The organism is Spirosoma sp. KCTC 42546 (assembly GCF_006965485.1).
Taxonomy (GTDB): Bacteria; Bacteroidota; Bacteroidia; order Cytophagales; family Spirosomataceae; genus Spirosoma.
Genome location: NZ_CP041360.1, coordinates 329,479 through 350,090 on the forward strand (window position 1 = coordinate 329,479; position 20,612 = coordinate 350,090).

Below are 20,612 nucleotides of genomic sequence, written 5' to 3' on the forward strand. Positions count from 1 at the left end.
AGTTGATAAAATAATAAGACTTTATAAAGCGTTGCAAAACTAACAAACTTCAGGGACCAATCGTTTGCCCGTACTATGTTTGCTTATACCTTAAAACTACCGATTTTTTTCATACTGGCAATCGGTATGACCATTTCTGGTGCTCAGGCGCAACCTGCAAGTACTGCGCCGTCTTCACTCACAACGGCGTCGAAACCAGTTTTGGCTCCATCCGGTGCGGCTCCATCGCCCTTTGCCCCGTTCACATCTGTGCCTTCATCACTTACAACGCTTGGTTTACCAACCATGTCGTCGTTAAAGGAGCAAAAGGATGCTTACGTTGCTGGTATAATGCCTGATTTAGGCCTGAAAGTGAAGCAGTTAAAGAAGCTAAAAGCTGAGAAAAAATCTAAAAACAAGCTATCGAAGACCGAATATGAAGGCTTGTCGATGGTCAAGGCATATACAAAATTCGGCAGTGGAGATCGGACTATTGTTGAGGAATTTCACGTCCTTCGCGATAACGATGCGGCTAAACCGTTGCCTTACGTTCGGGAAATCTTTCGGTATTATCAGAAATCAGCCCGGGTAACAAGTTCAATTGTCAAGGACGAAGGCGCTGGATTGTTACTACACGGTTCTTACAAACGCTATCAGAACGGTGATTTGGTAGAGGAAGGATTTTATTATGCGGGGATGAAAGACGGTCGTTGGGAGAAGTATGATGCTAACTTTATGCTTGTCGACAAAACCCACTGGCATTGGGGCGTACCCGCCGAGTCACAGTTAGTGTATTATGATTCTACCCACCGTAAGATCAAGGAAATTGTTCCGAAAGAGTACGGGAAGGTAAAAGGCACCTACATGGCGTTCTATGAAAACGGTCTGCTAGCCGAAGAAGGAAAGTATGACAATGGCGTAAAAGTTGGCCGCTGGACAGAGTATTATCCTATTAATCCAAGTGGCCGTCGGATGCGACGAAAACTCATTCAATACGCCAGCGACCAGTGGGATACCGAATTTGAGCCTTACACCATAACCGAATGGGACGAAAAAGGCAAAGTTACCTTTGAGCAGTCGAAGAAAAAGATCGTACAGGACGACGAAACGGAGAATTAGTTTTGGTGGAGTAAGTTAAAAAGTGGAGTGGGTGTAGTAAGTGCAGTGAGTTAATCAACTCGCTGCACTTACTACACCCACTCCACTTTTTACTTAAAAACCCCCTTGGGGTCTGGCTGTTTAGCCATTAATTCGTTGAGGTAACCAAAGTCGAGCACCGAAAGATCAAGCTTGTGAGCCTGGTGAAAATACTCCCACGCTTTGGGGTAATCTGCTTTTAAATACTGGACAAGCGATAGTTTTTGAAAGGATAAGGCATTCGGATTAAGGGATACCGCTCGCTCCAAATGCCCTTCGGCATCTGACAATACATCCTCATTTGGCTTTTCCTGATATTGCTTAATTTCTACAGTTGCCAGATCGGTCATCAGAACGGTATTACTATCGTCAACAGCTATTCCTTTCTTCATCATTCGGATAGCATCGGGTAAGCGATTCTTCTGATAACAGACCACGCCTAATCCCCAGTAGGCATCGGCGTTTCGGTCGTTAAGCAACCAGGATAAATTGAAACGGTGGGCGGCTGTATCTAACTGGCCGCTGGCAATATAATCCCAGCCCCGAGCTGCAAAAAAAACACTAGCTTCGGTTCGAGTTCCGAAATTACGATCGCAATCATTCAGAAAATGAATTTCCTCATCGATCTGCGCTGTGGTTTTTGGCCGTTCACCAAACAGAGGGAGCGTATTGACTGATTCACCCGTATCGGCAGGGCCGCCAATTGACGTGGATTCCGTTGCTAAAGCAGCTTCCTCCAGATTTTCGTGTACCGATTTAGACTGCCGAACCGGGTCGCCCGAACGTGCCGACGTAATGAACTGCTTAGTTTGTGCAGCCGCCAAAAACGGTAACGCAACTAAAGTACACTGTATCAGCTTGATCCGAACGCTCATAGGAAATCACTATACCTGAGGTATATGCTTTGGTAAAACGAAAGGAGCATCTAAATTAGTGCATTATCTGCAAATTAGCGACGCCCACCCCGAGGCCCAGACCGCTTTGCCCCGCCAACTTTATGGCTGGATCCACCCGGACGAGGTCCTGGTTTACGCGAGAAGGGTTTCTTGACACCGGCTTCTTTTGCTTCGGCTATTGATCTGGCTTTTCCGGGGGGTAGATTTTTTGCTTTCTTGTCATGAAAAGCGCCCAGAAACTCTGGATTATCTTTTCGGCGTTGCTCATCAATTTCCCGAAGCATTGCCTGTTGTTCATCAAACGGAGTTTCTGTAACCTCAACATTAGCCGGGAGCGGTTCCCTGGGAATAGTCATGCGGATAATTCGTTCAATTTTCTGCACATGATACTCCTCTGCCGTAGTCAGAAACGTAATAGCCGTTCCCGTATGATTAGCTCGACCAGTCCGACCAATCCGGTGCACATAGTCTTCGTAGATCAGCGGTAAATCGAAATTGATAACATGACTCACTTCGGCCACATCAATGCCTCTGGCGGCCACGTCTGTAGCTACCAGCACCTGCACGTTCCCTTCTTTAAACGCATCCATGGCATTGATCCGTGTATTCTGGCCTTTATTGGCATGAATAACCCTGATCTTATCGGTCTCTACCACTTTACGTGCCAGAAATTTATAGATGTTCTCTGCAGTGCTTTTCGTTCGGGCAAAAATGATAACCCGTTGGAAGGCATCTTTATTAATCAGATAATCCAGGAGATTAATTTTCGTGCGAAAATTTGGCACTTCATAAATTACCTGACTCACCATTTCGGCAGTTGATGCCTGTGGAGTTACTTCTACTTTGACTGGCGCTTCCAGAAACTCAGCCGATAGCCGTTCAACACGTCCACCGAATGTTGCTGAAAAGAGCAAGTTTTGCCGTTTTGTTGGAATAATCTCCAAGATTGACCGGATTTGGGGCATAAAGCCCATATCCATCATTTTGTCAGCTTCGTCGAGCACCAGTGTACGAATATCTTTTGTGACGATCTCGCCAAGCCGGTACAGATCCATAAATCGCCCAGGTGTAGCAACTAGTAAATCGACTCCTTTGCGAAGTGTTTCAATTTGCGTTTTAGGACCCAGACCGCCGTAAAGTGCCAGATGGCGCAAGCCAGTATATTTGCCTAACTCACTTACCGCTTCATTAATCTGCATGACTAATTCACGCGTTGGGGCCAGAATGAGCGCGCGAGGAGCAGTACCTTGTGCGTACTTAATTTTCATGAGCAGCGGTAGTAAGTAAGCCGCCGTTTTTCCTGTGCCGGTTTGGGCAATGCCCAGCACGTCATGATTACCCAAGCTCAGCGGAATAGTTTGCTGCTGAATGGGGGTTGGTTCTGTATAGCCGAGTTCCGCCACAGCATTAAGTAGCTGACGGTTCAACTCGAACTGCTCAAAAGAGGTGATTTCCATAGGAAGCAGTCGGTAAGTCGGTAAGTCGGTAAGTCAGTAAGTGGCTGGTTCGAGCAGGATACACTTGTGTCAGCCACTTACTGACTTACCGACTTACCGACTTATCAACTTTTTTAAAACTGTTTCAGTATTCGTTCCACGCCACTAACGTAACCTGACCCAAAGAGATTCACATGAACGAGTAGTGGGTATAGATTATAGATGCCAACACGTTCATTAAAACCACTCTGAAGCGGGAAAGCTTCATCGTAGGCATCATAGAATCGCGCATCAAAGCCAGCAAATAATTTAGTAAAGGCGAGTTCGGCTTCCCGGAATCCATAATAAACGGCGGGGTCAATCAGTGCCGGAAGCCCGCTTTCATTAATCAGTACATTCCCCGACCATAAATCGCCGTGTAGGAGCGCCGGACGTTCGTTCGGAATCAAATCAGGTAAGCGTAGACGTAAGCGAAACAACGCATCATAGGCCTGTTTCGATAGCAAACCTTTGTACAGCGCTAAACCGGCCTGAGGTAGCAGCCGGTGTTCGAAAAAGAAATCAAAACCATCTGCGGTAAGCTTATTGGTCTGTGGTAAAGAACCAATGTAGTTATCGAAGTTTAAACCAAATTTAGGTTGCGTACAGGAGTGTAAAACCGCTAATTTCTGGCCTAATGTTTCCCAGTATGTTTTGGCGGGTTTCCCAAAGTCAATGTATTCCAGAATTAAATAAGACTTGCCCAGGTGACGTCCATGCCCAATCACTTGCGGAATCTGAAATGCGTTAGTTGGGCGAAGCAAATCAAGCCCCATTGCTTCAGACTCGAACATGCTTGGCGGTTCTGTAGACTGGTCCTCGAACTGATTCCATTTAATGAAGAATACCCCTGCCGACGAAAATACCTGAGCCGCCGTATTGATGTCACCGCCCGATAAAAACTGGGTTTCGATCACATCAACGGATTGACCTAATACAGAAAACAAGATGTTTTCAAAGAAGGAGAATTGCTCGTCGCCCCAGAAATCCATGCGTTATATAGTGAATGATTTACGCGGTTCCCTGTCGCGATTTTTGGTAGTTTTCCGGTCCAATTAATCAATGGCCCAGTAAAGGGGAACTGTAAACGGTAAACCAGGAACCATAAATTTAAAATGAACGCTCAAATTCAGCAACTATATCACATTGCTCAGAAGCCCACACGCCGAATTATTGGCCTTATGTCGGGTACCTCACTCGATGGCCTTGACGTAGCCTTATGCCGAATTTCAGGTGCCGGACCAACTACTCAAGTCATACTAGAACGCTTTTCTACTGTGCCTTATGATGAAGAGCTGAAAGCTGATATCCGAACAATCTTTGCCAAGACCGAAATTGAATTTGAGCACCTATGTTTGCTAAATCCATATATCGGCCGGTTACATGGGCAGATGATTCTCGATTGCCTGCGTAACTGGGCTATTGAACCTGAAGCCGTCGACATTGTTGCCAGCCACGGCCAAACGGTCTATCATGCCCCCAAAAGTCAGCACCAGCGTGATAAGTTCCCGAATGCTACCCTCCAGATTGGCGATGGTGACCATGTTGCCGCCATCACCGGTGTGATAACAGTTAGCGATTTTCGTCAGAAACATGTTGCTCACGGTGGCGAAGGAGCTCCCTTAGCTGTTTATGGAGACTATTTTATGTTCTCAAAAAAGGACGAAAATCGCCTTCTGCTTAATATGGGCGGTATTGCTAACTTCACCTACTTACCTGCCGATGAGGATGCGGGGAGTGTATTTACAACCGATACGGGACCGGGGAATACAATTTTAGATGCTTATGCCCGAAAATTGTTGAACAAGCCTTATGATGAAGATGGTAAACTGGCCGCTCAGGGTAAGGTGAACCCGATTTTGCTCAACGCTCTAAAAACAAACCCTTTTTTCGACGCGCCATTCCCAAAAACAACAGGTCCTGAAGTGTTTAATATGGCTTACGTTGAAGAAGCTCAAAATCGCAGCCGAACCACCGATTTATCAGATGCCGATTTAATGGTCACCCTGGTCCAGTTCAGTGCCGAAACCATAGTTGATGCTATTCGGCGCGTGATGCATTCTAGCGAGACATACAGTGTCTATATGAGTGGCGGAGGCATGCACAACCCTGTACTGACGGCTTCACTAAAGCAATTGTTGCCTAACTGTACCTTTAGCATCACCGATGAGCTCGGTATCAGTGGTGATGCTAAAGAAGCCGTTTTATTTGCCGTGTTGGCTAATGAAAGTCTGGCCGGAGGAAACACGTCATTTGGCAACAGGCAGGGCGTGCCAAGCGTGACGATGGGAAAAGTTAGTTTTCCCCGTTAGCTTTTTGGCCGAAATACCTTCATCTTATCGGCATCTGTAGTCAGAAAAGGTCCGCCAATCAGGTCAATGCAGTAGGGTATCGCCGGGAAAACAACCGACAGGCATTGACCTATGGCGGTTGGTTTTCCCGGCAAATTAAGCATCAGTGTCTGGTTACGGATACCCGCCGTTTGGCGTGATAAAATGGCTGTAGGAACGTATTTAAGGCTTTCCTGACGCATCAACTCGCCAAAACCGGGCATCATTTTCTGGCAAACAGCTTCGGTGGCTTCCGGTGTAACGTCGCGTAGAGCGGGACCGGTACCCCCTGTCGTTACGACCAGACAGCAACCTTCTACGTCGGCCAGTTCGATTAATGTGGCTTCGAGTTGATCCTGTTCATCGGGAATAACGCGATACACAGGTTCCCATTGACAGGTGAGCCAATCCGTCAATAAGCTAACAACCGCCTTGCCCGGAATGTCTTCATAAACACCCGCACTAGCGCGATCCGAAACATTGATAATGCCGATTTTAATCATGATTTGTAATTAATGTAAAATGAATAATGGTTAATGTATAATGATTGACAAATCTGCCATTACACATTAACCATTATTCATTTTACATTTTAAACTTAAGGTTTCTTTCGTTTCAAAGCCAAGTCGTGCGCCGTGTCGTAGTAGGAACGTAAACTGCTCCAGTCGAACACATCGGCAATGCTTTCAACCCGGTTACGTTGCTTGATGCGGTCGCGCTGGGCCATTCTTACAAAACGGTAAAGTACATCAGCTAACTGGTCCGCGGCTTCGTTGAATGACTGTGTCCGCCGATTGATCACGTAAATACCCCGATTTTCGTAGTCGCGCATGATTTGCATGATGAAATCACCAAAGCCCGACTGGTCGCTTGTAACGGTTGGGATACCGCGGACAACGCATTCCAGAGGAGTATAGCCCCAGGGCTCGTAATAGCTTGGGAATACGCCCAGGTGGCACCCCCGTACAAACTGGCTGTAATCCAGGCCAAACAATGGGTTTGTAGATGCTATGAAATCGGGGTGATAAACGATTTTAACCCGGTCGTATTCATTATTGACCAGGTTTGCTTTCTGGATAAACCGGGTCATATCATCCTCCTGCACCAGATTATGGGTTACAAAAGGAGGGAGATGTTTTGTTTTCCAGCTTTGAACGGTCCGCCGAAGGCGAAGCCGCCAATACTCATCCACAAAGCTGTTTAAATCAGGCAAGGTTGTGCTCTGCGTGTTCGAAGCCGCTGCCTGGAACAGGCGCTCACCTACTTGTTTTTCAATACTTTCGCAAGTCTCCTGGATTTCATCAAGCAACGCACGGGAGTGAAGTACATCGGGATTGATGGATGTATATGGCTGTTTGGTAACCATGAACATAACAACTGTTGTGTCCATATTGGCTTCACGCATCCGGTGATTCAGACGGGCAAGAGCTTCGAGCGTAAGATCATATCCCTTGTTAGAAAACTCGAAACGGCCTGAGGTAAAGAAGTATAGCGTTTTTTCCAGGTCGAATGAATAGCTCTGGAAAAAGTGGCCCATGATAAACTCATGGATTTTCTGTTTATATCGAACGTGCAGATTCTGGAATTCATGAACAGCAGCAAACCGAGTGACGTTCAGTCCATTGGGCAAAACGAGGTCGGGGTTTCGACCCAGAAATACCTCGCATTCACGTGCTGTTACATCGCTGACGGTAGTGAAAACGTGCGACTGTAAAGCCGCTAGCCGCTCAACCGTAGCCTGTGTTTCAATGCCATAGTGCTGGGCTTCACGCTTCCAATCAAAAAATGGGAGTTTACCGTAAAATCCAGGCTCGTTTTGGGCAAGATAACGCCCAAGCATGGTGGCGTGGGTGGTAAAGACAGTGGCCACTTTAACGTTATCACGACGCAGATCAGGCAAACCCGTGCTGGCCATCCATTCGTGGAAATGAGCGACGAAATCAACACGTCGGGCATGATCTTCGGCTAGCAGCGTGATAAAAATCCGCACCATTTCACCGAAGATAATTGTCTGATTGACAAGGTCCTCAACGTTGAGTGTTGAGAGTTGATGATTTAACCAAAGCTGTGTTTTTATTTGGTTCAACTGATCAATACCAATGCTGTTAAGATCGAACAGGACAACACGCGGGCGACCCGTAACAAGCCAATAACCATACTCAACTGTATAGCCCAATTCCCGCATTTTACGAACCGTTTGCCCAATTTCTGTTTCGTCGGGTTCGGTAATGGGTTCAAATTCAGCGGCAGACCGTTGGGGGAAGTAGGGCCCCAGTGCCACGTAGTTATCATCCCACTTTTCGACCATCGCTGGCACTTTCGACCGGATAACCGTATAAATTCCACCTACCTGATTACACACCTCCCAGGCTATTTCGAGTAGGAGCTTCCGCTTCGATGTTGAAAATACCGATTCCAATGTAGTTCGTGATTTTAAATAGTTGTATAGTAGCCGTAATTGCCCACTTTTGGGACGGCAATTAAGTACTATAAACAATAAAAGAAAAACTTGTTTATTTCAAATATGACTTTGCGTCGGTAACCTCTGTCTTTTTTTGCGTTGATAACGTATAGTTAAATCCCGGCTGAATACTATAGGCTCCGTGCTCACCTTTCTTATTTACAGCTAGAAAGCCAACCTGTATATCTTTATAATCTTGTTTTCTTATAATTCGTGAAGCGGCTTCTTCACAAGCTTGTTGAGGGGTGTGCCCCTGACGCATTAATTCGACCACCAGGAATGCGCCACAGGTTCGCATAACTAATTCGCCTAGCCCGGTGGCACAGGCCCCACCAATTTCATTATCGACAAACAGGCCCGCACCAATAATAGGTGAGTCACCCACACGACCCCGCATTTTGTACGCTAGTCCACTGGTGGTACAAGCGCCTGAGATGTTGCCTTTATCATCAATGGCCAGCATACCAATCGTGTCGTGTCGTTCGATATTGGCGATGGGTTTGTATTTGGCTGTTTTTAGCCATTCTCGCCATTCTTTCTCCGCTTTTTTCGTGAGCAGATTTTCCTTTTTAAACCCCTGAGAGAGCGCAAAGGTTAGGGCTCCTTCGCCACTGAGCATCACGTGCGGTGTTTTTTCCATAACCGCCCGCGCTACCGAAATTGGGTGCATAATATGCTCCAGAAACGTAACAGACCCCGCATTGCCTTTCTCATCCATGATACAGGCATCAAGCGTTACATGCCCATCCCGATCAGGACGACCTCCGTACCCGACGCTCATGTCTTCTGGATCGGCTTCAGGAACTTTCACGCCTGCTTCTACCGCGTCCAATGCCCGCCCACCCCGATCTAATACGGCCTGGGCGGCTGCATTGGCCTTAGGTTGTTTCCAGGTTGAAATGACGAGAGGGGTACTAAGTAAAGGGGCTTCATTTGTAGTGAAGTCAACTTGGCTATTGGTGCCATTAGTAATGTCAACTGATTCAGTAGAACCGAATGATAGCGAGGGGAGTAGCCCGGCCAGCGAGCTGAGAGTTAAAAAACGGCGTCGATTTACCATAGATAGGGTGCTTATGACCCAAAATAAAGGAATAAACGGCTGGCATTTGCTACTTTTAGCCAATTTATTCAAAACCAAGCATGGCGCTTCCTGACAAACATATATTACTTATGGATGGCCCCGATAGTAAGGGCCTGATTTACCACGTAACGGGCGTACTATTCCGGCATAACTTAAATATCATCCATAATGATGAGTACGTTAGTCCGTCAGGCCGTTTCTTCATGCGTACTGAATTTGAGGCCGGAGTCGCGCACGACATGTTTGATAGTGCATCTTTACTACATGAATTAAAAACCACATTGCCCGATTCAGCAAATCAGTCTGAAATTACGTTTCGACTGAATCCCAAGCGTAAGAAAAATATTGTCGTGATGGTGACTAAAGAACACCATTGCCTTGGCGAATTACTGATTCGGTACGCGTTTGATGAACTAGACGCTGATATTCTGGCCGTTGTGAGTAACTACAATCTGCTGCAGCCCTTAGTCAGCAAGTTTGGCATTCCATTTCACTACATTTCTCATGAAGGCCGAACCCGTGAAGAACATGAGGAAGCCATTCTGCGAACAATGGCTATTTATGAACCCGAATATGTGGTTTTAGCTAAATATATGCGGGTGCTCACGGCTGGTTTTGTGAATCATTTCCCGAATCGGATTATTAACATTCACCATTCATTTTTGCCCGCCTTTATTGGCGCAAATCCGTACCGGCAGGCCTACGAGCGGGGTGTTAAAATCATCGGAGCTACGGCTCATTTCGTAAATAACGACTTAGACGAAGGGCCAATTATTGCCCAGAATGTAAAGGAAGTGGATCATCGACACACTGCTGCCGATATGGCAACGGAGGGGAAAGATGTAGAAAAAATTGTCTTGTCGCAGGCGTTGAAACTGGTTTTTAACGATCGGGTATTTATCTCCGGTAACCGGGCCATTGTCTTGTAACGCGGACAGGATGTCGGATTGCCGAACCACCGCGTTACACCTGCCGCACCACGGCCTTTATTTTTGCCTCATTAGCTTCTAGATATTCATACTCATCAGGAATACTGGTAGCCATTGATACCGACGGTTGCCGGAAAATCATACGGCTGTCTTCTTTCTGACTACCACTCAGGTGCAACGCATCGACACCCGCTTCTATTAATTGACTGGCATTTTGGGCATTCACACCAGCTCCGGCCATAATCTCAATACGTCCTGCTGAGGCCTCGGCCAATTGGCGCAGGACGGGTAAGCCCAGGTTTACGGTTTGCTGCTGGCCAGAGGTGAGAATACGAACAGCACCTGTGCGTATTACAGCTTCCAGCGCTTCGATCGGATCACGCGTCATGTCGAATGCACGATGGAATGTAACGGGCAAGGGGTGGGCCAACTCGACCAATTCTCGCGTTTGGGCTTCATTTACCTGGCCATCAGGCTGCAAAATACCCAGTACTACGCCATCAGCCTCCAACGTTTTGGCCATTAAAATATCAGCTTTCATAACGGCCAGTTCGGTTTCGGTATAAAAAAAATCGCCCCCGCGTGGCCGAATCATCACATAAAATGGAATGGTCAGGTGCTGGCGAACCAGTTGAATTAGGCCTGCGCTGGGTGTCGTTCCTCCTTCGGCAAGGCCCCCGCATAATTCAACACGTCCGGCTCCGGCTCGCTGCGCTGTGAGGCATGAATCGAGCGAATAAGCGCATACTTCAATAAGCATAAGTAAGTGATAGAGAGGTTAAGCAAAGGCCATATAACCGGGGGCGAAATAAATAGAAACAGTATTTACTAGTTTGTCTCATAAAATTTATTTACTTCGCTACAAACAAACGGCGTTATTGCGCGTTAAAGGCCTAAATCCCGGCAGAATAACGATTGCGAACATTTTTGCCTAAAATAGCTTGGATATTACCGATTTTTTTACTTTTGCACCCTCATTGAAAATAGACATCAAAATACGAACACACTATGTACTGGACACTCGAACTGGCATCCTATCTGGAAGATGCCCCCTGGCCTGCCACCAAAGACGAACTGATTGACTATTCAATTCGCTCAGGTGCCCCCCTCGAAGTAGTTGAAAACTTACAGGAGCTCGAAGACGATGGGCAACCCTATGAGAGCATCGAAGAAATCTGGCCGGATTATCCAACCAAAGATGATTTCTTTTTCAACGAAGACGAATATTGAGTCGTTCGGGAATTTTTTGATAAAAAAGGCGTAACCCTCTTTGGGCTACGCCTTTTTTACGTAACACGGGTTTCTACCGAAACGACCGACCGTCCTCGTTACAATGATTTCGATTCCGTCTCGGGCTTTTTACTTTTTACGGCCCGGTCATATTTTTTTGGCGCATACAGGAAACCGAATGCTTCGGCACCTTCCCGAGTATGTACTTTGTGGTGAATGTAATGCGCCCGCATAATACGTTGCATGTACCGCCCGCTGGTATCAACTTTCAACTTTACGCGCCGATGAACAATGACGTCGTGGAAAACGAAATAGAAGAAACCGTAAAGCGTAACGCCAGCTCCAATCCAGGCCAGAAATTGCCATTCTGGAAATTCGACACCAATAAGAATCAAACTAATAGCGGTCAGGCTAAACACAACGGCAAATAAATCGTTGATTTCAAAAAAACCGTTGTGATGGTTGTGATGGTCGCGATGCCAACTCCACAAAAAGCCATGCATGACATACTTGTGTGTAAACCAGGCAACGCCTTCCATAAAACCGAACGTCCCTAAAACAAGCGCAACGTTTACCAGCATTTTTATGTTTTCTATAAAGTAAGAAGTACTTTAGTAACGGTTAACTAAGTCGAAAAGTTGACGTAGGCAAGCCGAGTTTTTAATGAAAGATAGAGATATGGGCTGGACATTTGCAAGTTTGCAGAAAAGCCGTATATTTATCCCTAGTCAGTGTACAGCCAGATGAACCCATCGGTTATGGACTATCAAGCGCTCAAGAACCTGGTTAAACGGGGAGAGGGTAGCAGTTTAGAGTTCAAGCTGAAAACAAATCATCCCGAGAAAATAATCCGGGGCGTGGTCGCTTTCGCTAATACAAACGGAGGAATCATGCTGATCGGTGTCGGCGACGACAAGAAGATCCTGGGATTGAAATATGCCGATGAGGACGAATACCTGCTCGTCCGGGCTATTAATAAATTTTGTTTTCCCCGAATTTCCTACACTATTGACCGGGTACAACTCTACGACGAACGGGAAGTTCTCGTGATACGTGTGCCCCGAAGCCCAACCCGTCCTCATTATATTATTCCCGATCCGGCAGAACCGGACAACAAAAAGGTGTACGTGCGCGTGGCTGATAAATCGGTGCAGGCCAGCCGTGAAGTGCGCGAGATTTTGAAAGGCGAGCAAGCCGAACGCGACATCCGCTTCAGCTATGGCGAGAAAGAACATAAGCTCATGCAGCACCTTGGCGAACACGACAGTATTACGGTTGACCTATTCGCGAATATTGCCGGCATTTCGCGCCGTATTGCCTCCCGAACGCTTGTGTTGCTCGTACTAGCGAATGTTCTTGAGATTCACCCGAGCGATATAGTGGATCAATACACTCCCAGGGCCATTCAGTAGAGTTGGGTATATGTTGGGAATGTCTTACTTTGTGAAGCTCAGAAACGATGCATCACAAAACCAACGACTATGTCTCAGCCCCCAATTACTCACAAACCGTTTGTACCCGCCACCGAATCACCCGCTGAGTTTACCCTAAAAGCGATCATTACCGGAGCGGTGTTTGGTGTATTGTTTGGAGCCGCTACGGTCTATTTATCCCTCAAGGCCGGGTTGTCGGTATCGGCATCCATCCCTATTGCGGTATTGGCCATTTCCCTCGGTCGTCGGTTTCTGAACACGACCATTCTCGAAAACAACATTATTCAAACGACGGGCTCTGCGGGTGAGAGTATTGCCTCTGGGGTGGTATTCACTATGCCGGGCTTTCTTTTCCTGACTAATGGGAGTGGGGCTGATTTCTTCAATTACTGGACAATCCTGACGCTGGCCATTCTGGGCGGCCTGATTGGTACACTGATGATGATTCCCTTGCGCCGATCGTTGATTGTGCAGGAACATGGTACATTGCCCTATCCCGAAGGTACAGCCTGCGCATCCGTACTGATTGCGGGAGAAAAAGGGGGCGATTTTGCTAAAACAGCCTATCAGGGGTTAGGTGCCGCTTTGCTCTATGCACTTCTGCAAAAAGTACTGCACGTAATTGCCGAGGTGCCCGTTTGGGCCACAAAACAGGCTAATCGGTATTTCCCGTCGGCGCAGGTAGCAGGCGAAATAACACCGGAATATCTGGGCGTTGGCTATATCATTGGATTCCGGATCTCAGCAGTTTTAGTGGGTGGGGGAATTCTGGCGTGGTTGGGGTTAATTCCTCTGTTGGCTTCTCTGGTGCCGGGCGATACGATTGCGCTACAACTTCAAAAGCTTGGCTATTTAACGAATCTGCAAACGGCGGGTGGACCTGGTGGCTGGAATCCAACGACACATACGTTTACTGATACGGCTGCGGCTGTATATCGAGCGTATATTCGACAAATTGGTGCAGGAGCTGTTACGGCGGGCGGTTTTATGACCTTAATCAAAACGATTCCAACGATTGTCTCATCTTTTAAACAAAGTTTCAGCCGCTCGTCGTTGAGTGCTATTGAAACAGAAGACGAATTAAGCTTTGGTAGCCGGACACCGCGTACCGAACAGGATTTAAGTGTTCGAATTGTAATTATCGGCAGTATTTTGCTTACTGCTTTAATGGTTGTGTTGCCTCAAATTCCTGGCGATTCCATTATCACCAAATTATTGATTGCCATACTGGTTATTGTATTTGGGTTCTTCTTTGTGACCGTTGCCAGCCGGATTGTGGGACTGATCGGCTCCAGCTCCTCTCCTGTTTCCGGGATGACCATTGCTACCATTATGGGGACGTCGCTGGTTTTCATTGGCTTTGGGTTAACCGGAAAGGTATATGAACCTGCCGTATTGGTGGTTGGCAGTATGATCTGCGTAGCGGCTGCCAATGCGGGTGGTACGTCGCAGGATCTTAAAACGGGTTATCTGGTTGGTGCTACACCAAAATACCAGCAAATGGCCTTGTTTATTGGCGTCATTGTGTCATCGCTGGTTGTGGGGGCAACGGTAAAGATTCTCGACACGCCCACCCCCGATTTGCTGGCCCAGGGAATTACACACGCTATTGGCTCCGACAAATTTCCGGCCCCCCAGGGAACGCTGATGGCCACGCTTATCAAAGGCCTGCTCTCGTTTAACCTCGACTGGCAGTTTGTGCTGGTTGGCGCGTTTATCGCCTTTGTATTCGAGTTAGTAGGTGTTAGTGCCTTAGCTTTCGCTGTAGGACTTTATCTGCCTCTTTCTACAACGCTTCCTATTTTTGCGGGCGGCCTGGTTAAGTCGATTGTTGACTGGAACGCCAAACGCAAGGGTACTGTAGAAGAAGATGCAGATCTGGGCAAAGGGAATCTCTTCGCAACAGGTCTGGTAGCTGGTGGCGCGTTGGCGGGCGTTGTTGTGGCGTTGCTATCTGTCAACGAGTCGATTTATAATGGATTGGCATCGCTTACGCTGGAACCCGCGTTGGCAAGTGCACTAGGTGAAGGCGGCTATGAATTGCTGGGTGCACTCGCTTTTGTCGGATTGGCAATTGTATTATGGCGGGTGGCGGAGAGCAGACGTTGAGCTGATTTGCGACCGCTTACTAAATGGAGAGGTGTGAGTAGATAAGTAGTTAGGAGTAAGTGCTTTATTAAAAGATAATTAAGCAACCCTCTCCTTAATTACTATCAATCATGCTGAATACGCTCTCGTCGTTTTTCTATCGCATTGCCTCCTGGAAGACACTTTTTCTAGGAGTTGTTCTGTACATGCCTTTCCCAGCTTATTTATTCAAAAATCTGGAAGCGCAGATGAATGCGTTAGCCGGAAAGATAGTAGGGCCAATTGACCTGTTGTTGGGTTATAACCCGGCAAAAATCAGCCAGATGGTTGCGGACTATGGTTCTGAAGGGCGGGCTATTTATGCGCAAGGTGAACTAACAACTGATATTGTTTATCCACTTATTTACACCTTTCTGTTCTGCACCATACTCTCGTTGCTGTTCAGGAACCGAACGTATGCCCCTTTCCAGTTGGTGAATGTATTGCCGGTTGGGATATGGGCATTCGATCTGATGGAAAATGCCTGCATTGTGTACCTCCTTAAAAGCTACCCTCAGGCGTCGGAAGCGGCTGCCCTGCTTTGTTCCGTAGTTACCAACCTAAAATGGGGTGTGACGCTGGTAGTTGCAATTGTATTTGTATACGGACTAATACGGCTGGTAGTCGGTAGTCGGCAACGGACCCAACAAGCTTCGGCTAGTTGAATTAACGAATAAGATAAAACGTAGTCGATTCGTGACTTAACCAGACCCGGCTGTTTATACCTTTAGCGAGCCTGGCCTGCCTTTTTTAATAAGTCAACCACTTTATTGATCGGTAATTGGTCTACCTGATGTCCCTGATCTCCTATAACGGTTTGGGCAGCAAAGAGTGAATTGATAATCGCTTCTTCTGTGGCTTCGATAGCGGCCATGAAAAGTGGCGATACATTGTCGTTACGGAGTACGTTCACTTCATCGAACGAGCTTTGGGTGTCGTGCAGAATTTGATAGGCAGTCGATACCGCAATCACGTAATCACCACTACCGTTAGAGGCAATGCCCCCCGTTCTGGCTAGTCCCATAAAGGCGCGTTTGGCCAGACGTTTGAGATTGCGGGCATCCAACGGTGCGTCGGTTAAGACAACCATCATACAGGAACCATCCAGATTTTCTTTGAAGGAATACTTGCCCAAAGCCGCGCCAATAGGGACGCCAGCTAGTTGCAAGGCACCGCCGAAGTTTGTCTGTACTAAAACGCCGACTGTATAATTTCCCAAAGAGACAGGTAATTTACGGGACGACGTACCAATGCCACCCTTAAACCCAAAGCAAACGGTTCCTGTACCAGCGCCAACATTGCCTTCGTCTACGGGGCCGGTTTTAGCCTGTTTAATTGCATCCAGTACGTGCTGCTTTGTTACGTGTCGGCCACGAATGTCGTTTAGGAAGCCATCATTGGTTTCGCCCACAACCGAGTTCACGGATCGTACCTGTTCGTTGCCTGCCTGGGTTAGCGTATAATCAATCAGTGCATCGGCAGCCGTGGGGACACTTAAGGTATTGGTTAAAACGATGGGCGTTTCCAGCGTACCGAGTTCTTCGATCTGGCTATAGCCCATCAGTTTACCGAAACCGTTGCCAATGTAAATAGCAGCCGGGCTTTTTTGCTGAAACTGGTTGCCCGTATGGGGGAGGATTGCCGTAACACCCGTATGAATAGTCTGCCCCTGCTTGAGGGTAACCTGACCTACCCGAACGCCTGGTACATCGGTAATGGCGTTGAGCGTACCCGTTGGCATTATGCCAAATCGGATGCCGTATTCGCGCGGACGTTTAGGTGTTTGGGCCATAATAAAGCCAGTAATAAGCAGCAAGAACGTTGTTGAGACAAGATTATAGCGGGAGGATAAGGCCATTTGACAGGTCTATTTACTTGCTGCTCAAATTACTGGATTATGGCATTGAATAGCCAGGCAGGCCCAATTTTATTGGCAATCTGTTTTCAGTAGTACATACTCGTAGCCTTGAGCTGGATTTTTCAGCACCCATTTTCCATCCTTTTCAACACGTTCTCCATCGCGCCAGGTTACTGAATCGCCTTTTAACGTAAAAATTACTTCGTACGCCTGGATTACTCCCTCGCCCGACCGCTGCCAGTCGGCCTGAATTTGGTTGTTGGTTCGTGTGCCATGTATGGAGCCACGGGCCCGATCTTTCTCAAAAGGGATTACATCTAGCTCACCCGTTACTATTGAATCTTTAATAACCAACTGGAGCGTAATGGAATCCCGCCCAACGATTTGCCGGAAGCATAGTGTATCGGGTAGGGTCTTTTCTACTGCGTTAGTACGTACTGTCGAGTCGCCTAGGGTGGCTGATTCAGTTTTTGCCGAACGCTGACCACAACTCGTAAGAAGAAATAACAAGGCGATAGGAGCGAAGATGAGACGCATTTTTATCGTTGACGTTGAATGATTGTACTGGTTAATCCGGCTACTATTCCTTCGACTGTGATCATGATCGTTTGGGGCGTTTTTACAACCTGTAGTACCATGCCATTGCAGGTGGAGCAGCGAAGTACTATGCCCGGCCCCCGGACATAAGCCAGCAGAGTTGCAAATTGGCCTTCCTTTTGGCAATGGCTGCACGTTGTCTGGAGCACGGTAACGTCAAAGCCGAGCAGCATTTGCAATTCACCAGCTACGGCATTGCCATCCAATCGAAAGGCTTCATTAATCGTATCGGTGTCTGTATTCATAGTAGGGCCAGATTTAGTGTATACATCAGGCACCGGTTGGGCCAAATCGTTCCGTACGAATCGTATCAGTTGGTAAGCCTACATCAACCAGTGTATTCGCTACCTGCTCTACAAGGAGGGTAGGGCCGCAGACAAAACAGATTGGCTGACTGGCAAACTGGTTCAGCACTTCAGTTAACATTGTACGATCTACCCGACGTTGGTAGCCGGTCCAATTTGGTGGGGCCTGACGTGTATAGGTGAGCAGTAATGTAAAATGAGCATCCTCCTCGGCTAACTGTCTCAGCTCCTGCCCATAAATGGTTTCCTCGGCTGTGCGGACACTAAAGAGTAGAATCGTCGGGTTTGTGGCACCAATCCGAGCCCGGTGGCGAAGCATAGCCATGAGCGGTACAATGCCAGACCCCCCTGCAATCAGCAATAGGGGCGTAGTGGCCAGGTTATCTTTCCAGACAAAATAGCCGCCAATGGGCCCCCGTACTTCCAGCGGATCACCTATCGAAATGCCTTCATGCAAATAGGAAGATACTTCACCGTCGTCAATTAATTCAACTGTGAGGTCAATTTCACCCGTTTGCTCAGGGGGCGATGCAATTGAATAACTACGTTCGGCCTGGTAGCCGTCTTCTGCCGTTAGCCGAAGATCATAGTGCTGACCAGCTATATGAGCAATCCACTGCGGTAGTTGTAGGGTAAAGGTTTTTACACGAGGTGTTTCCTGCGTAATGGCTTTTACCTGGGCAATCTGCCACTGAAATTTTTCCATGCTGTTGTTCAGTCGTCCGTCCGATACCGTTGTTCCTTCCAGGGATCACCGTACATACTGTAACCTCCGCGTTCCCAGAAGCCAGGCTTATCGGATTCCATAAACCGTAAGCCCTTGATCCACTTTGCGCTTTTCCAGAAATACAAATGAGGAACCACTAGCCGGGCGGGGCCACCGTGTTCGGGAGTTAAGGGTTTTCCATCGAAGTTTATCCCGATGAATGCTTTACCCAAACGGAGGTCTTCGAGCGGAATATTGGTTGTATAATCGCCATAAGAATAGGCCATTACGTAACGGGCTTCAGGCTTTAGGTCAACATGTTCAAGCAGCGTTTCTATGCTGACGCCTTCCCAGTGCGTATCCAGCTTCGACCACTTCGTTACGCAGTGAATATCGTTCGTAAACGATTGCTTCGGTAGGGCATTGAACTGCTCCCAGCTCCATTGGATGGGTGTTTCTACGAGCCCCTCCAGCGCGAATGACCAGGTAGTCAGTGGAATACGAGGTGTTGGGCCAGCTGTTAATACGGGGAAATCGTAGGTTTCGTATTGGCCAGGTGGAATCCGTTCACTGGATATGGACTCGCGTTTTCGTCCGAACCCTTTGTTGAAGAATGAAGCCATGATCTTTGTTTGTCGAAAAATGAAGGAAGGAGACGTATTGGTAATCAACCTAAACTAGTCACAATCTGCTAAAAAAGAATGAGTTCTGAAACTACTGTTGCTGGCATCCATAGTTAATTAGTGGAGGATTCATAGAAAATCAGTCGATTTTGCAACTGGGAAAGTTGTTGCTGTAAGTCTTCTACGCGATCCAGCAAATCACTGACTACGTCCAGATCGTCGGCATGAATTGCCAGATCCTGATGCAGGCGGACTAGCTTCTCCAAGCGGCCCAGTTGCTCGGGTTGGACATAAGTGATTTGCTCAACAATCGTTGTTTCGATCAGGCCATTATCGGCTAGGGTTTCAACAAACGTGATTTCAACATGATGATACAGGCAAAATTCACGGACTGAGATCAGATGGGTCGTTTGCATCTTTTCTAGGGTTAAAGGGTCGATAATTGGCGGAATAGCTCTTTTTGCTGATCCGTTAGATTGGTAGGGAGCTTTACCTGCCAGGTAATGTACAGATCGCCAAAGGAACCTTCCTGTTTGTAGACCGGGAAGCCTTTGCCTTTCAAACGAACTTTCGTGCCTGATTGCGTTTCTGGTTTTACGGTCAGTTTTACTTTGCCGTCCATTGTTTCAACGATACGTTCGCCACCCAACATGGCCGTATAGAGGTCAATTTCCTCGTCGACATACAAATCATTGCCTTTACGTTTATAGCGGCTATCGTCGGCAATAACGAACGTGATGTACAAATCGCCGTTAGGACCACCATTTACACCTGGTGCGCCATAACCCGCAAGTTTTATTTTTTGCCCGTTCTCGATACCCGCCGGAACGGTAATACGGATGTTTTTGCCATCGACGGTCAGGGTTTGTTTATGCGTGGTGTACGCATCACGTAGATTGAGCGTCAATTCGGCCTGGTAATCCTGTCCTTTAAATTTAGCCTGCCGCCGACCTCCGCCCATTCCCGCATCCTGCCCAAACATAGACGAGAAAAAATCCGAGAAATCACTTCCCCCGAAACCGCCCGAAAAATCATAATCTCCGGTATCACCCTGGGCGTATTGAGGCCGGGACCGCTGTTGCTGTCGGGCTTGCTCAAACTGGTCGGCATGTTGCCAGTCTCTGCCGTACTGATCGTATTTCTTGCGCTTTTCGGGGTCGCTCAATACTTCATTGGCCTCATTGATCTGCTGAAATTTCTTGTTGGCCTCCGCATCGTTTGGGTTCAAATCAGGATGGTGTTTCCGAGCCAGTTTACGATACGCTTTCTTGATGTCTTCGTCCGACGCGGTCTTCGGTACGCCCAGAACGCTGTAGTAATCGATAAAGTCCATAAGAGGTGGGAGTGTCTTGAATAACGAACACGCTAACTAAACACCGAATAGGTAGGTATGGTTGTAAAGATACGGGAAGACTATGGGCCGTAGGAGTTGATTTTTATCAGCA

At 47.4% G+C, this 20,612-nt stretch carries 22 protein-coding genes; 7 read left to right on the top strand and 15 right to left on the bottom strand.

Annotation, left to right across the window (positions count from 1 at the left end; translation table 11 throughout):
• Positions 1–126: 126 nt before the first annotated feature.
• Positions 127–1,098, top strand: coding sequence for a toxin-antitoxin system YwqK family antitoxin (locus EXU85_RS01400; protein ID WP_246859393.1), 972 nt, complete (start codon positions 127–129; stop codon positions 1,096–1,098).
• An 89-nt stretch (positions 1,099–1,187) separates the two neighbouring features.
• Here the strand turns inward: EXU85_RS01400 and EXU85_RS01405 are convergent, their stop codons facing one another.
• The 3 genes from EXU85_RS01405 to EXU85_RS01415 form a co-directional block, all read right to left on the bottom strand.
• Positions 1,188–1,991, bottom strand: coding sequence for a tetratricopeptide repeat protein (locus tag EXU85_RS01405; protein WP_142770368.1), 804 nt, complete (start codon positions 1,989–1,991; stop codon positions 1,188–1,190).
• Positions 1,992–2,065: 74 nt separating this feature from the next.
• Positions 2,066–3,469: a DEAD/DEAH box helicase gene (locus EXU85_RS01410; RefSeq protein ID WP_142770369.1), complete on the bottom strand. Its 1,404-nt coding sequence runs from the start codon at positions 3,467–3,469 to the stop codon at positions 2,066–2,068.
• Positions 3,470–3,582: 113 nt separating this feature from the next.
• Positions 3,583–4,479, bottom strand: a complete 897-nt coding sequence (locus EXU85_RS01415; RefSeq protein WP_142770370.1) for a fructosamine kinase family protein — start codon at positions 4,477–4,479, stop codon at positions 3,583–3,585.
• Between the two features lie 123 nt (positions 4,480–4,602).
• Between EXU85_RS01415 and EXU85_RS01420 the strand changes: the two genes are divergently transcribed.
• Positions 4,603–5,799 (top strand): anhydro-N-acetylmuramic acid kinase, encoded by a 1,197-nt coding sequence (locus EXU85_RS01420; protein ID WP_142770371.1) that lies wholly within the window; start codon positions 4,603–4,605, stop codon positions 5,797–5,799.
• On the opposite strand, the gene mog is transcribed toward EXU85_RS01420, so the two are convergent.
• The 3 genes from mog to EXU85_RS01435 form a co-directional block, all read right to left on the bottom strand.
• A complete protein-coding gene (mog, locus tag EXU85_RS01425; protein ID WP_142770372.1) occupies positions 5,796–6,320 on the bottom strand; it encodes a molybdopterin adenylyltransferase in 525 nt (174 codons plus the stop codon). The genes EXU85_RS01420 and mog overlap by 4 nt on opposite strands.
• Positions 6,321–6,415: 95 nt before the next feature.
• Positions 6,416–8,236 carry a glycosyltransferase gene (locus EXU85_RS01430; RefSeq protein ID WP_142770373.1) on the bottom strand — a complete coding sequence of 607 codons (1,821 nt, stop codon included), beginning with the start codon at positions 8,234–8,236 and terminating at the stop codon, positions 6,416–6,418.
• A 94-nt stretch (positions 8,237–8,330) separates the two neighbouring features.
• Entirely contained in the window at positions 8,331–9,338 is a 1,008-nt protein-coding gene (locus EXU85_RS01435; protein ID WP_142770374.1) for an isoaspartyl peptidase/L-asparaginase family protein, read from the bottom strand.
• A gap of 80 nt (positions 9,339–9,418) precedes the next feature.
• Here EXU85_RS01435 and purU point away from each other — a divergent pair, with 80 nt between their 5' ends.
• Positions 9,419–10,288: a formyltetrahydrofolate deformylase gene (purU, locus tag EXU85_RS01440; protein WP_142770375.1), complete on the top strand. Its 870-nt coding sequence runs from the start codon at positions 9,419–9,421 to the stop codon at positions 10,286–10,288.
• A 34-nt stretch (positions 10,289–10,322) separates the two neighbouring features.
• Here the strand turns inward: purU and EXU85_RS01445 are convergent, their stop codons facing one another.
• Positions 10,323–11,048, bottom strand: coding sequence for a copper homeostasis protein CutC (locus EXU85_RS01445; RefSeq protein WP_142770376.1), 726 nt, complete (start codon positions 11,046–11,048; stop codon positions 10,323–10,325).
• 248 nt (positions 11,049–11,296) lie between these two features.
• Between EXU85_RS01445 and EXU85_RS01450 the strand changes: the two genes are divergently transcribed.
• Positions 11,297–11,518: a DUF2795 domain-containing protein gene (locus EXU85_RS01450; RefSeq protein WP_009284883.1), complete on the top strand. Its 222-nt coding sequence runs from the start codon at positions 11,297–11,299 to the stop codon at positions 11,516–11,518.
• 98 nt (positions 11,519–11,616) lie between these two features.
• Here the strand turns inward: EXU85_RS01450 and EXU85_RS01455 are convergent, their stop codons facing one another.
• Positions 11,617–12,099: a sterol desaturase family protein gene (locus tag EXU85_RS01455; protein WP_142770377.1), complete on the bottom strand. Its 483-nt coding sequence runs from the start codon at positions 12,097–12,099 to the stop codon at positions 11,617–11,619.
• A gap of 162 nt (positions 12,100–12,261) precedes the next feature.
• Between EXU85_RS01455 and EXU85_RS01460 the strand changes: the two genes are divergently transcribed.
• The 3 genes from EXU85_RS01460 (at position 12,262) to EXU85_RS01470 (ending at position 15,743) form a co-directional block, all read left to right on the top strand.
• Positions 12,262–12,930, top strand: coding sequence for a helix-turn-helix domain-containing protein (locus EXU85_RS01460; protein WP_142770378.1), 669 nt, complete (start codon positions 12,262–12,264; stop codon positions 12,928–12,930).
• Between the two features lie 69 nt (positions 12,931–12,999).
• Positions 13,000–15,060 carry an OPT family oligopeptide transporter gene (locus EXU85_RS01465; RefSeq protein WP_142770379.1) on the top strand — a complete coding sequence of 687 codons (2,061 nt, stop codon included), beginning with the start codon at positions 13,000–13,002 and terminating at the stop codon, positions 15,058–15,060.
• Positions 15,061–15,170: 110 nt separating this feature from the next.
• A complete protein-coding gene (locus EXU85_RS01470) occupies positions 15,171–15,743 on the top strand; it encodes a hypothetical protein (protein ID WP_142770380.1) in 573 nt (190 codons plus the stop codon).
• A 62-nt stretch (positions 15,744–15,805) separates the two neighbouring features.
• On the opposite strand, the gene EXU85_RS01475 is transcribed toward EXU85_RS01470, so the two are convergent.
• The 7 genes from EXU85_RS01475 to EXU85_RS01505 form a co-directional block, all read right to left on the bottom strand.
• A complete protein-coding gene (locus tag EXU85_RS01475) occupies positions 15,806–16,870 on the bottom strand; it encodes a P1 family peptidase (protein WP_246859601.1) in 1,065 nt (354 codons plus the stop codon).
• Positions 16,871–17,005: 135 nt separating this feature from the next.
• On the bottom strand, positions 17,006–17,473 hold the full coding sequence (locus tag EXU85_RS01480) for a hypothetical protein (RefSeq protein ID WP_142770382.1): 468 nt from the start codon (positions 17,471–17,473) through the stop codon (positions 17,006–17,008).
• A gap of 2 nt (positions 17,474–17,475) precedes the next feature.
• Positions 17,476–17,778, bottom strand: coding sequence for a DUF6510 family protein (locus EXU85_RS01485; RefSeq protein ID WP_142770383.1), 303 nt, complete (start codon positions 17,776–17,778; stop codon positions 17,476–17,478).
• Between the two features lie 25 nt (positions 17,779–17,803).
• Positions 17,804–18,544: a ferredoxin reductase gene (locus EXU85_RS01490; protein ID WP_142770384.1), complete on the bottom strand. Its 741-nt coding sequence runs from the start codon at positions 18,542–18,544 to the stop codon at positions 17,804–17,806.
• Between the two features lie 8 nt (positions 18,545–18,552).
• Positions 18,553–19,167, bottom strand: coding sequence for a sulfite oxidase-like oxidoreductase (locus EXU85_RS01495; RefSeq protein ID WP_142770385.1), 615 nt, complete (start codon positions 19,165–19,167; stop codon positions 18,553–18,555).
• A 113-nt stretch (positions 19,168–19,280) separates the two neighbouring features.
• Positions 19,281–19,583 carry a chaperone modulator CbpM gene (locus tag EXU85_RS01500; protein WP_142770386.1) on the bottom strand — a complete coding sequence of 101 codons (303 nt, stop codon included), beginning with the start codon at positions 19,581–19,583 and terminating at the stop codon, positions 19,281–19,283.
• Positions 19,584–19,594: 11 nt separating this feature from the next.
• Positions 19,595–20,500 carry a DnaJ C-terminal domain-containing protein gene (locus EXU85_RS01505; RefSeq protein WP_142770387.1) on the bottom strand — a complete coding sequence of 302 codons (906 nt, stop codon included), beginning with the start codon at positions 20,498–20,500 and terminating at the stop codon, positions 19,595–19,597.
• Between the last annotated feature and the right edge of the window lie 112 nt (positions 20,501–20,612).